This window comes from Nocardia sp. NPDC059229, from assembly GCF_042754165.1.
In the GTDB taxonomy this organism is placed as follows: Bacteria; Actinomycetota; Actinomycetes; order Mycobacteriales; family Mycobacteriaceae; genus Nocardia.
Genome location: NZ_JBHZAK010000002.1, coordinates 458085 through 470506 on the forward strand (window position 1 = coordinate 458085; position 12422 = coordinate 470506).

Consider the following 12422-nt stretch of genomic DNA (forward strand, 5'->3'; position numbering starts at 1 on the left):
ACGAGCGTCGGCCGCGTGCCCCCGGAAATCGGGCCCTGCCGGATCAGCGACCCGAGATGCTGCCCGGTGCGAGCTGATCAGGCGTGGTGGGTGAAGCCGACCTGACCCGGCTTGCGGTTGGGCGCGAATCCGAGCCTGGCGAGGGTCTCGTCCGCGTCGGCGTAGCGCTCGTCGAGCTTGTAGATCTCGCGCGCCTCCTTGCCGGTGGCGACCTCGCGACCCAGCTCACCGGCGATGCGCACCAGCTGCTCGACCTGCTGCACCGAGGTCATCTTCTGGCCCTTGCGACCCCAGAGGGTGTCCTCGTTGCCGCAGCGCGCGTGCAGGCCCATTGCGATGGCCATGGTGTTGACCGGCAGCACGCTGCGCATGAGCGTCTCGAGGGTCAGCACCGCGCCGTCGGGGACCCGGCGGATGAACTCCATCATGTTGTAGGGGTTGGGTCCGTCGAAGCCGCCGCCGATGCCGACCCAGGTCACCATGAGCGGGCCGGTGTAGACGCCGCGGCGGATCAGCCGTTCCACGGTTTCGAGCTGTGCGATGTTCGCGAGCTGGAAGTGCGGTTGAATTCCGGCCGCCTGCAATCGCTTCAGGTGCTCCTCCACCCAGCCCGGTCCCGCCGGGACGTGCATCTCGCGGTAGGCCTCGTACACCTCCGGGCGGGTGAACGAGGTGCCCGCGATGTCGTCGGCGGTCATCAGCTCGACGATGTTCATCTGATTGGTGTTGATGGCGATGGTGACCTGATCCGGCTTGGGATCCAGCGCCGCGAGCATGTGGCGTGCGTCGTCGGAGAGCCATTTGGCGTCGGCGCCATCACCTTCCGGCGCGAACGAGATGGAGCCGCCGACCTGGAGGATCATGTCCGGCACCGCCTCGCGCAGCCGGCCCAGCAGCTCGTTGAACTTCGAGAGCCGCTTGGAGCCCTTGCCGTCGAGTTCCCGCACGTGGATGTGGAGGACGGTGGCGCCCGCGTTGTAGCAGTCGATCGCCTGCTGGACGTGCTCGTCCATGGTCAGCGGCAGGTCTTCGCGGAAGTCGTCGGGCTCCCACTCCGGGCCGTAGGGGGCGACGGTGATGACCAGCTTCTCCTGGACCTCCGGGAACAGCGCATCGTCGTGAAAATGCATGGGTTTACTCCAATGTGATTGGGCTGGAAGGGATGTCAGTACGGGAGGTCGCCGATGATCCCGGCGCGCTCCATCTTTCGGACCGCGGGCCAGTAGTCCTGGACCGCGTAATGCTGGGTGGACCGGTTGTCCCAGATGGCGAAGCTGTTGGGGGTCCACCGCCAGCGCACCTGGTACTCGGGGACCGCGGCCTGCCGCATCAGGTAGTGCAGCAACTCCGCCGCGCCCGGCGCGTAATCGAAGCCGAAGCGCACGTTCTCGGGCGTGTGGAAATTGACCAGGTGTGTGGTGAAGGAGTTGACGAACAGGATCTGCTCGCCGGTCTCCGGGTGCGTGCGCACGACCGGGTGCTCGGCGTCCGGAAAGCGTTGCGCCAGTTCGTGACGCTGCTCCAGCGGCATGGCCGCGCCGAAGCTGGCCTCGATGCTGTGCCGGGCGCGCAGGCCCTGGATGCGGTGCTTCACCTCATCGGGCAGACGCCGATACGCCTCGGCCATATTCACCCAGATGGTGTCGCCACCGACGGGCGGCGCCTCCACGCAGCGCAGCACCGAACCCATCGGCGGATGCTGTCGCCAGGTGGCGTCGCAGTGGTAAGCGTTCTCGTAGTGTTCCGGCGCGCTGTCCAGATCCTTGTAGATGCGCACCAGGCCCGGGTGGTCCGGGTCGCTGCCGGCGACCGGATGGTCCTCCAGCTCGCCGAAGCGACGGGCGAGCGCGACGTGCTCGGCGCGGCTGATGTCCTGATCGCGGACGAACAGCACCTTGTATTCGAGCAGCAGGGCGCGCAATTCGGCGAAAAGGTCGTCGTCGTGCGCGGCTACGGCCAGGTCGACGCCGGACAGCTCGGCACCGATGGTGCAGGTCAGCGGTGTCACGCCGATCGACCAGCGCAGCGTCGAATCCTCCAGTGGGGTAAGGGTTGTCATGACAGTCCTCCAAGGGGTGTGAGCCCGCGGCAACGGGCGGCCGGAGTTTCAGAGCACGAAGACCGAGGTGCCGACGCTGCGACCGGACTCCAGGTCGCGGTGCGCCTGCTCCGCGTCGGGCAGCACGTAGCGCTGATTGATGTCGACGCGAATGCGGCCCGCGGCGACGTGGGAGAAGAGCTCACCCGCGAGTTCGGCTCGTTCGGCGGGGTCGGCGATGTAGTCGGCGAGCGCGGGGCGTGTCACGAACAGCGAACCCTGCACCGCCAACTGCATGGCGTCGATCGGGGGGACCGGGCCCGACGCGGTGCCGAAGCAGACGAGCAGGCCACGTCGCGCCAAGGAATCCAGAGACGACTGATAGGTGGTCTTTCCGATGCTGTCGTAGACCACGGGCACACCCCTGCCGTCGGTGATCTCCCGGACGCGTTCGGCGACGTTCTCGCGGGTGTAGAGCACGACGTGATCGCAGCCGTTCGCGCGGGCGATCGCGGCCTTCTCTTCACTCGACACCGTCCCGATCACGGTGACGCCCAACAACTTCGCCCACTGGGTGAACAGCGAGCCGACGCCGCCGGCGGCCGCGTGCAGCAGCACGGTGTCCCCGGCGCGCAGCGGGTGAATGCGCCGCAGCAGGTATGCGGTGGTGAGTCCGCGCATGGTCATGGAGGCGGCGGTCTCGAACGGGATCTCCTCCGGCAACCGGATCAGGTGCTCGGCGGGCATCACTCGTTCGGTGCTGTAGGCGCCGAGTGGGCTGCCGGTGTAGGTCACGCGGTCACCCGCCCGGAAATCGGTGTTGTTCGGACCGACCGCCTCGATCACGCCCGCCGCCTCGACGCCCATGCCGGCCGGCAGCGCCGCCGGGTAGAGGCCGGTGCGGAAGTAGGTGTCGGCGAAGTTCAAGCCGACCGCTTCGTGCCGAATCCGGACCTCGCCCGGTCCGGGCTGGCCGACTTCGGCTGTCTCCCACCGCAATACCTCGGGTCCGCCGGTTTCGTAGAAGCGAACAGCTTGTGCCACAGTGCATCTCCTTTTGGACGCGACCGCGCCGGGGCGGCGATCGGCGTTCTGGGTCCGACAGGGGTACCCGGCACCGACCCGTCGCGTGCCGCGGCTGCGGGGACGCTCGGAGGCCCGGGCTATCGAGAACGAGAGACCAGCAGCAGAATCCGGGCCGGGTGCGCTCACCGACCGCGATGTCCTGCTTTTCCGCTGGTCAATTCGTTGTGATGAACCCAGAGTAAGCCGGATCACACTCGATTGCTTATCCTCTCGGGACAGGAATCCATTCACTTCGGGACACAGGAGGATGCCCGGTGAAGCCGCTCGCCCGCTATGCCGCGTTGAGCAACTACGTGGAGCTGGGCCGATCCGTCGGCCTCGATCCGGTCCGTCTGGTGCGCGAATCCGGACTCGACCCGGCGAGCCTGACCCTGCAGGACCGCTGGGTGCCGGCCGCCACCATCGCCGATCTGCTCGAACGCTCAGCCGCCGCCGCGCAGTGCGAGGACTTCGGGCTGCGCCTGGCCGAGCGGCGGCGCATCGCGAACCTCGGCCCGTTGAGCCTGGTCATCCGTGAGGAACCGGATGTGCGCAGCGCGCTGCGGGTCATGTCCCGGCACGCGCACATGTACAACGAGGCGCTGCACACCCGCCTCACCGAACGCAACGGTCTCGCCACCATCCGGCTCGGGCTCGACACCGGGCAGGCCGGCGAAACCCGCCAGTCCGTCGAACTGGCTATCGGAGTGCTGCACGGCCTCCTGCGCGGATTCCTCGGCAGCGGCTGGCAGCCGGTGGAGACCCGATTCACCCACGCCGCGCCTGCCGACCGCAGCACCCATCACCGCATACTCGGACCGAACATCACCTTTGCGCAGGAATTCAACGGAATCATCATCTACACAACCGATCTGGATGCCCCCAACGCCATGTCGGACCCGCTGCTGCGCACCTACACCCAGCAGTTCCTCGACTCCACCGACCTCGCCCCCGCCACCACCATCGACCGAGTGCGGGAATTGATCGAACTCCTGCTGCCGACTGGACGCTGCTCGATCGAACAGATCGCTCGCAGCCTCGGTGTCGACCGCCGCACCATCCACCGGCACCTCGCCGCGGAAGGCGAAACCTTCACCACGCTCTTGGATTCCACCCGCGCCGAACTCGCCCAGCACCTGGTCGCGAATCGCCGCCACTCCCTCACCCAGATAGCCGAAATGCTGGCCTTCTCCTCCCCCGGCAACTTCACCCGCTGGTTCACCAAACGCCATGGCTGCAGCCCGCGAACCTGGCGCACCCAGGGCAAGCCCACCCTCCGCCCGAAAGTCCATGACACCCACCAGGACCTGGAAGGTCACCGTCATCGACCTGCGCCGAATGTGTCGGCGGAACCGGAATCCGACAGATAGCTTGACGGCCGGTAAGGTATTTCTCTACCGTGCAATAGGTCCGTCCGAGGCTCGCTTGCTGTTGCCGAGGGCTGGCGTACCTGATGGAGGTGGGGAGTATGCCGGGCGTCAGCATGCTGTGGCCGGACTCAGTGGCGTTGGGCGACGGCCTGATCGTGGATTCCGGAGCGGTGACCGATCTCCATATCGATCGGATCGTCGCCGCCGTCGTCGGGGCCGATGAATATCGGTTGCGGGCCTGGTTTTCCGAGCCCGTCCGGGACCTGGAGACGGTGCGGTACCGACAGGAGATCTTCGCCGATCTCGCGAATGATTCGGTGCGGGAATGTCTCGACGCGTTCTCCGCCGGCATGCGCGGCACCCGGAAACGGCTCGATTGGCAGGAACACCTGCAACATCCGCATCAGCGACAGTGGTGGCAGCTCAGTGCTACTGCCGAATACGTCGACGCGGTAGCCCGGTTCGCTGAGGCGCTGGCCGCACTCCCCCTGTCCGCTCGTGCGCTGACCCGATGGCGGGAGTTCATCACCGACTACGTCGCCGGGCCGGGTTTCTGCCGTTTGGCCAACGCCGTGCACCAGGTGCAGCAGGCGTTGAGCTCGGTGCGCTACAGCCTGCGGATCGTCGACCGCACCCTCGAGGTGGGGCCCGCCGGCGCCGAGGCGGATTACAGTGCGGCGATCGCGAAGCTGTTCTCGCGCTTCGGTGTCGGCGCGCCGCGGCCGGGGCGGCCGCGGTCGGACTGGGACGACATCAACCACATGGAGGAGCAGATCCTCGATCGTGTCGCCGCCTTACACCCTCGCGCCTTCGAACAGCTCGCCGAATTCGCCTGCACCCACGAGCAGTTCGCCGACACCGCGGTGATGGCGTTCGATCGGGAGATCCAGTTCTATCTGACGTATCTCGCCTTCGTTCGCCGGGTCAGTGGAACGGACCGTGCGATGTGCCTGCCACAGTTGGCGACCCGGGGCGCGGAGATTCAGGCCGATGGAGCGTTCGACCTCGCACTGGTCACCCGTCGCGGGCGCGCCGACACCGAGGTCGTGTGCAACGATCTGCGGTTGTCGGGTCCGGAACGAGTGCTGGTGGTGACCGGTCCCAACCAGGGCGGGAAGACGACCTTCGCGCGCACGGTCGGCCAGCTGATCTATCTCGCCGCGCTCGGCTGTCCGGTCCCGGCCCGCAGAGCCCGCCTGCCGTTGGCGGACCGGCTGTTCACGCACTTCGAACGTGCCGAGCAGGCAACCGATCCCGATGGGCGCCTCGCCGAGGAACTGCTGCGCATCCGCGACACACTCGAGGAGGCGACCGCGGACAGCGTGATCATTCTCAATGAGAGTTTCAGCGCAACCAGTACCGCCGATGCCGTGCGGATCGGCGGCGATGTGCTCGATCGGATCGTCGAGCGTGGCGCGATGGCCGTGTGGGTCACCTTCTTCGACGAACTGGCCCGGTCCGGACCGGCCACGGTCAGCATGGTGGCCGCCACCGACCCCGGGGATCCGTCCCGGCGCACATTCCGCATCGAGCGCAGACCGGCCGACGGCCATGCCCACGCCGTGGTGCTCGCCGAGCGCTTCGGGCTGACCTACGATCTCGTGACCACCAGGATCGCCGCATGCAGGTGAATCTTCTCCATCCTGCCGACTACGAACCTCGTCCAGCAGACAACGGGGACAACGCCTTCGATGATCTCGGTCTCGAGTCGCTGTGCACTGCGGCCTCCGACGATCCAGTCATCCGTGATGCCGTCCGTGCCGGGCTGGCGGCACCGGTGCACGATCTGGAGGTGATCCGCTACCGGCACGCCGTGCTCGCCGACTGCCAGGCTCATCCGATACTGGTGCGCGAGCTCTACCGGATCGCGTCCCAGGCAACCGAAGTCAGGCGCCGCAAGGCCGGTCCATTGCACCGCGCCAGTGGGAAACTGCTGCTCGCGCTGGAACCCCTGACCGAGCTGATCACGTTCCTCCGGCAATTGCGCGCCCTCTGCGATCGGGACGGCCACCGGTTCCGAGCGCCCGGATTCACCCAGCTGATGGCCGTCATCGCAGCTCAGCTCGACGACCGATATCTCGACAGTGTCGAAGCACAGCTGACGGCAATGGATTTCGACCGCGGTCTGCACATCAGCGCCGGGCTCGGCGCGGGCAACCGGATCGCGGGAATCGTGCTGCACGAGCCGATCCGCCGTCGCCGCTTCGGATTCGATCGCCCGAGCCGCCACGCCTTTCGCGTCATCGACGAACCCGACCCCGAATTCGACCCGGTCATGCAGCTGCGCGACCGAGCCGTGTCCGTGATCGCCGATGTCGTCAACGACGCGGTCGTCCACGTGCAGGACTTCTTCCGGCGACTGCGCACTGAACTCGCCTTCTATATCGGTTCTCTCGCACTACACGACCGCTTCTGCAATGCCGGACTGCCGGTGTGCCTGCCGACCCCGCACCCCGCCGGTACGCCGCGCCTGCGTTGCACCGGACTGCGCGACGTCACACTGTGCCTGACCTCCGGCCACCCGGTGGTCGGCAACGACATCGACGCCACAGGCCGTCCCCTGATCGTCATCACCGGCGCCAACAGCGGCGGCAAATCCACCCTGCTGCGCGGCATCGGCACCGCCCAGCTGATGATGCAGGCCGGAATGTACGTCGTCGCCGACACATTCGAAGCCGACATACGCGACGGCGTCTTCACCCACTTCGTCACCGACGAGGACCGCACCCTGTCCCACGGCAAGCTGGTCGACGAGCTGGCCCGTATGAGCCGCATCGTCGACCGCATCACCCCGAACTCCCTGCTGCTGTGCAACGAGTCGTTCTCCTCCACCAGCGAACACGACGCCACCCACCTCGCCGCCCCACTCGTCGACGCACTCCTCGAAGCCGGCGTCTCAATCGTCTTCGTCACCCACCTCTACGAATTCGCCCACCGCCGTTACCAATCCGCCCACCCGACCGATCTCTTCGTCCGTGCCGGCCACCACCCGGACGGCACCCGGACCTTCTCCTTCATGCCGGCACCCCCGGAACCCACCAGCCACGCCGACGACGTCTTCCGCCGGATCTTCGATCGAAGCCCGGCCGACCGCTGAACGCCGTCCGAGCCGAAGTCGCAGGCCGACCCGAAACGATTGTGTCCGAACCTAAATGAGGATTCCCGAGCGTTCTGTCAGCGCGACGGGGCCGCTCCTACTGCTTTCCCTGGTTCAGATGGATCTGCGCTACCAGGGCGCGGTGGTCCGAGCCCGGCAGGTCCACTGTCTCCACCGTGACCGTTCGCCCCTCGGCGATGAGGATATGGTCGATGCCGACCAGGGGCGGCCACCGTTTGTCGGTGGGATAGGTGACCAGATTCCCGGCACCGGCCTGTCCGGCGGCATCGGCGAAACGTCCTGACAACATCACGCGGTACTGCCAATGATCGTAGGTCGCGTTGAAGTCACCGCCAACGATCACCGGCCGACCCGATGGCGACCGCTCGAGAATCTCACGCAAACGGGACAACTCATCGGCCCACACCTGAGTGCCGAACACCGGTGGTACCGGATGGAAGGCGTACACCGTGACCGGTCCAGCGCCTGGAATGTCTGCGGTCGCCGAGAGCTGGTTCAGCACGAACCCGTCATACTCGACAGTCTCCGACAGCGGATAGCTGCTCCAGATTCCCGTCCCGGCCGCGGTCCTTCCCGGGGAGAGATACCGGTACGGCAACACTTGGTCGAGCCCCGCACGGCCGAGACCCTCAACCTCCGCCGGAGTGAGTTCGTTGACGGTCAGCACACCGATGTTCCGCGCGCGCACCTGGTCGACCAGCGCCCCAGGATCTGCTCCGTCGAACAGCAGATTGGCCTGCATCACCATCACCGCGGGTCCTTCGCCGCCACCCGAGCGATCGACGTACAGCGGAGCTCGAGTCCACACCGCAGCGGCCACCACCACGACCGCCACACCCGCACCGATCCAACATCGCATGGCTACAAACGCCACAGCCCCAACGAGCGCGGCACCCATCAAATACGGCGCACCCGAAGCCGCCAAGACCAACACTCGAGACCCCGACCGGCTGAAGTGCAACGCAACCCCAGCGACTCCCGCCAGTGTCGCAACCCACGCGAGCACGCCGACACCGACCCGAACCCACTTCGACATCACACCCAACAGACAAACACACAAGTCCCACAACACATGTCGATGGCCCACCCGGAGACAGGAGACCAGGACGAGCGAATACGCGACTTACTCGGTTGTCTGTGCCGGGCGCGACGATGTAGCCGGGCGGTGTCCGGCGTCTCCACCGCTGGTCAACGCAACTTCATTGTTTTTCGCGCGATTACCACCGGAACCCCGCTTCCGGCAGACCCCAGGTCCAGGTGGTTGAGGAGGTTCTGGATAACGACGTACGGATTCATCGACCGGTCCTTCGTCTGGAAATTCGCGCCAACTGGTTGTGACAGCCGTCACGGTGTGCTCTCATCAAGATACACAGATACATCTCATGTGTCTGTGTATCAGACTCACGAACAGGAAATCCGCATGGATGCACACCGTCTCAGCAGGCGCGACGCATTGAGGGCAGGTGGCGGTTTGTTGGGCGTCGTCGGTGCGATGACTCTGACCGCGCGTACCGCGAGGGCGGAGCCATGGAGGTGGTCGCCCGCCGATTCGGTGGTCGGCGCCGGTGGCGGCGCCGACCCGTTGACCGTGTACGACCCCGATGCCGATTCCGTCCTGGCGGATGTGATCGACCACGCCGATGTGCCCGAGGTCAACAGGCTGCTGGCGACCTGGGTCTACAACGACCAGCCCTTGCCCGCCGGCCTGCCGAAAGGCTTGGCGGACTTCATCGAATCCGCTCGTCAGCTGCCCTCGTGGACCGACCAGGGCAAGCTGGCCAGTTCCTTCGAGTTCAACAAGAAGCGCGGTCTGTATCTCGGCGTGCTGTATGCGTTCGCCAGCGGCATGATGTCCACGGTCATCCCGCACGAGGCCCTCGCGGTGTACTACTCACGCGGCGGATCGCACCTGAAGGAGCGCATCGCCAAGACCGCGAAATTCGGGTACGACATCGGCACGGTCAATGCCTACGGGGACGGCGGCGAGATGATCGTGACCTGTGTGAAAACAAGGATCATCCACGCGTCCGTCCGGCATCTGCTGCCGCAGTCGCCGCACTGGCCCGCTGGCGTCACACCGATCAGCCAGGACGACATGATGGTCACCTGGCACAGCTTGGCCACCACCATCATGCGGACCCTCACCGCATGGAAGGTGCCTATCCCGGCCGCCGAATCCGATGGCTACCTGCACAGTTGGCAGCTGGCCGCGCATCTGCTCGGCATTCGCGACGAGTACATCCCTGCGACCTGGGAGCAGGCCGATGCGCAGGCAAGCCAGCAGCTCGACCCGATCCTGGCACCGACCGCGGAGGGCAACGACCTGGCCAACCAGTTGCTCAACCTCGGCGCCGATCTCGACCTGACGCTGCTCAGCCGCGGCATTCTGGGCGCGTTCACCCGATTCATCATGGGAGACAAGGTCGCCGACTGGCTCAACATTCCTCGGGAACCGGTCTGGAGCCCGCTGCTCGAGGTGGCGTGGGGTCCGTTCGTCGCGGTTCGGGAAGGAGTGTTGTCGGTGGCGCCGGCGGTGGACGCACCCTATTGGATGTTCGACGAGTTCCTGCGCCAGTTCGCCCTGTGGTACGTGGCCGAGCTACGGATGCCCCTGAGTATCGAAATCCCGCTGACCAACCGATGATTCGCCGTCCTCGTCCAGGGACACTCCGGTATGGACGACACTCGGCCCGGCGCGTGATACCCCGCTGGACTCAATGAAACAGCTAACGTACCTGCGTATCAACAACGATGTGGAGTACGTGCAACGCGAACATCAGGCGAAGCGCGATCGCGGCGCAGCCCGAGAACTGACGCAGGACAAGATGTTTCAGGAGGACACCGTGGAATCTGCGCCGCCCGCGAATGAGCTCCCCGCCGGGAAATCCTTGCTCGAACGCGCCTACCTGCAGGCTGTCGAACAGGTCGACGACACCGACCCGATGCGCACCCGCATCCTCGACGCGGCCGAGGAACAATTCCGGCGGTGGGGTATCCAGCGCTCGACCATGGAGGATGTCGCGCGCACCGCGGGGATCTCACGGATCACCGTCTATCGCCGCTTCGCCACCAAGGAAGAACTGGTCGAGCGCGTCATCCTGCGTGAATTCCGCCGGTACTTCGACACATTCCTCGTCGATATCGCGGCGGCGACGAATGTCGGCGACCGCGTCGTCCTCGGATTCGTGAGCTCCCTGCGCGCGCTGCGCGGCAACCCCCTCATCGGTGGACTGATCACCGCCGAACCCGACCACTTCGTCAGCTCACTCGTCGGCGACGACGGACGAGCGGTCGCCATGGTCCGAGAATTCGTAGCTCAGCAACTCCGCCAGGAACAGCGGGCCGGCACCATCCCCCCGGACTTGCAGGTCGAGCTGGTCGCCGAGTTGATGGTCCGAATCTGCGCCTCGTTCCTGGCAGTTCCGAGCCAGGTCGTCGACCTCGACGACGACGAACAACTCACCGCCCTCGCCCGCCAATTCCTGGTCCCCATGCTCGACCCGCACGGGCGATAGCACGCGAACACTGGCGATCGTCTTGCGAAGTCCGGTTCTGTCACGGTGGCCGAACCGTCATCCGCGATCGGTGCGGGGATTCATGGTCGCGGATATCTGGGCGACCAGGCGCCAGGGGCGGTCGGCGTCGGCCTGGGCCTTGCCGCTGGTGAGGATGGCGCCCGACAGGTTGCGGGCACGATCGGACCAGCCGTATTGGGTGGTGAGGCCGCTGCGGCCGAAGTGGGATTCGGTGTCGCGGCCGAACTTCGAGCGGCGGGCGCCCAGTTCGTAGCCTGCCGCGGAGACGCGGCCCGCCATGCCGGGCAGCCAGGGGGCGGGATGGATTGCGGCGGCGAGGGTTTCGGGGCGCATGATGCGGATTCCGTCGAGTTCTCCGCCGCGGGTGAGGATTTCATAGAAGCGGGAGAGTTCGGCGGCGGTGGTGACGAGGTTGCCGGAGGGGAGTTCGGCGGTGAGGAAGGCGCGGGCGGCGTCCGGGTCGGTCGGGCCGGAAAGGCCGCCGCCGAGGGCTCGGCCTGCCAGGTGGCGCCAGAGTTTCGAGGGTCCGGGGCCGACCTTGACGCTGGGCACCACCTGGTCGACGTCCTCGGGGCGGACGCCGAAATTGGTCCAGCGGAAGCCGAGTGGTTCGAGGACCTGTTCGCGCAGATGGTCGCGCATGGCTTTGCCGGTGGCGCGCTGGACCAGCAGGCGCTGGATCAGTCCGCCGGTCAGTGCGTGATAGACGCGAAACCGGTTGGGCGGCCAGCTCGGAACCAGGTCGGCCAGGCCCTGGACGGCGAGTTCCTCGTCGAGGACCAGGTCGGAGCCGCGGTGGGGCGGGGTGATGAACGGGACGCCCGCGGAATGGGAGAGGACGTCGCCGATGGTGATGCGGTCCTTGCCGTGGCCGGCGAATTCGGGGATGTAGTCGCGGACGGGGTCGGTGAGCGCGAAGGCGCCCTGTTCGATGAGCATGAACATCAGGGCGGCGGATACGCCCTTGGCCGTGGAGAATCCGCAGAAGGGCGAGTCGGGGGTCACGGGGCGTTTGTCGGCGTCGGGGGAATCCTTGGGCGTATTGCCCCAGCCGTGGCCGATGGCCCGGTTCAGCACGATGTGGCCGTGACGGCGCAGGCACACCTGGATGGCGGGTGTGGTTCCCATGCGGTACCAGTCCTGCACGGATCGCCAGATCGCCTCGATATCGCCGGGCGCGAGTCCGGCGTCGGCGGGGTCGGCTTCGGGTCCGAGGGTGGTCACCGCGTCGAGGTCCGGGTCGATCCGCACCAGCGCTGTCATACCTGGGCTCATCCGACCAGCATAGGGAGATC

10 protein-coding genes are annotated in these 12422 nt (G+C 66.5%); 5 read left to right on the forward strand and 5 right to left on the reverse strand.

Going from position 1 to position 12422, the window contains the following annotated elements:
• Positions 1-77: 77 nt before the first annotated feature.
• The 3 genes from ACFXHE_RS08415 to ACFXHE_RS08425 are packed head-to-tail and all read right to left on the reverse strand — an operon-like array spanning position 78 to position 3082.
• Positions 78-1130: a 3-keto-5-aminohexanoate cleavage protein gene (locus ACFXHE_RS08415; protein WP_379381165.1), complete on the reverse strand. Its 1053-nt coding sequence runs from the start codon at positions 1128-1130 to the stop codon at positions 78-80.
• A 35-nt stretch (positions 1131-1165) separates the two neighbouring features.
• Entirely contained in the window at positions 1166-2059 is an 894-nt protein-coding gene (locus ACFXHE_RS08420) for a TauD/TfdA dioxygenase family protein (RefSeq protein ID WP_379381167.1), read from the reverse strand.
• 48 nt (positions 2060-2107) lie between these two features.
• Positions 2108-3082 (reverse strand): quinone oxidoreductase family protein, encoded by a 975-nt coding sequence (locus ACFXHE_RS08425; protein ID WP_379381169.1) that lies wholly within the window; start codon positions 3080-3082, stop codon positions 2108-2110.
• Between the two features lie 296 nt (positions 3083-3378).
• On the opposite strand from ACFXHE_RS08425, the gene ACFXHE_RS08430 reads away from it, so the two are divergent.
• The 3 genes from ACFXHE_RS08430 (at position 3379) to ACFXHE_RS08440 (ending at position 7570) form a co-directional block, all read left to right on the forward strand.
• Entirely contained in the window at positions 3379-4473 is a 1095-nt protein-coding gene (locus tag ACFXHE_RS08430) for an AraC family transcriptional regulator (RefSeq protein WP_379381170.1), read from the forward strand.
• Between the two features lie 98 nt (positions 4474-4571).
• The gene (locus ACFXHE_RS08435; RefSeq protein WP_379381172.1) at positions 4572-6104 is read left to right on the forward strand and encodes a DNA mismatch repair protein MutS; all 1533 of its coding nucleotides are present in this window, start codon (positions 4572-4574) and stop codon (positions 6102-6104) included.
• Positions 6095-7570: a DNA mismatch repair protein gene (locus ACFXHE_RS08440; protein ID WP_379381174.1), complete on the forward strand. Its 1476-nt coding sequence runs from the start codon at positions 6095-6097 to the stop codon at positions 7568-7570. The genes ACFXHE_RS08435 and ACFXHE_RS08440 overlap by 10 nt, the downstream gene beginning before the upstream one ends.
• Positions 7571-7667: 97 nt before the next feature.
• Here ACFXHE_RS08440 and ACFXHE_RS08445 read toward each other — a convergent pair whose 3' ends face one another.
• The gene (locus ACFXHE_RS08445) at positions 7668-8678 is read right to left on the reverse strand and encodes an endonuclease/exonuclease/phosphatase family protein (protein WP_379381176.1); all 1011 of its coding nucleotides are present in this window, start codon (positions 8676-8678) and stop codon (positions 7668-7670) included.
• A 333-nt stretch (positions 8679-9011) separates the two neighbouring features.
• Here ACFXHE_RS08445 and ACFXHE_RS08450 point away from each other — a divergent pair, with 333 nt between their 5' ends.
• Complete coding sequence (locus ACFXHE_RS08450) at positions 9012-10235, forward strand: oxygenase MpaB family protein (protein WP_379381405.1); 1224 nt, start codon at positions 9012-9014, stop codon at positions 10233-10235.
• A 73-nt stretch (positions 10236-10308) separates the two neighbouring features.
• A complete protein-coding gene (locus ACFXHE_RS08455) occupies positions 10309-11106 on the forward strand; it encodes a TetR/AcrR family transcriptional regulator (protein WP_379381178.1) in 798 nt (265 codons plus the stop codon).
• 57 nt (positions 11107-11163) lie between these two features.
• On the opposite strand, the gene ACFXHE_RS08460 is transcribed toward ACFXHE_RS08455, so the two are convergent.
• Positions 11164-12402, reverse strand: coding sequence for a serine hydrolase (locus ACFXHE_RS08460; RefSeq protein WP_379381180.1), 1239 nt, complete (start codon positions 12400-12402; stop codon positions 11164-11166).
• Between the last annotated feature and the right edge of the window lie 20 nt (positions 12403-12422).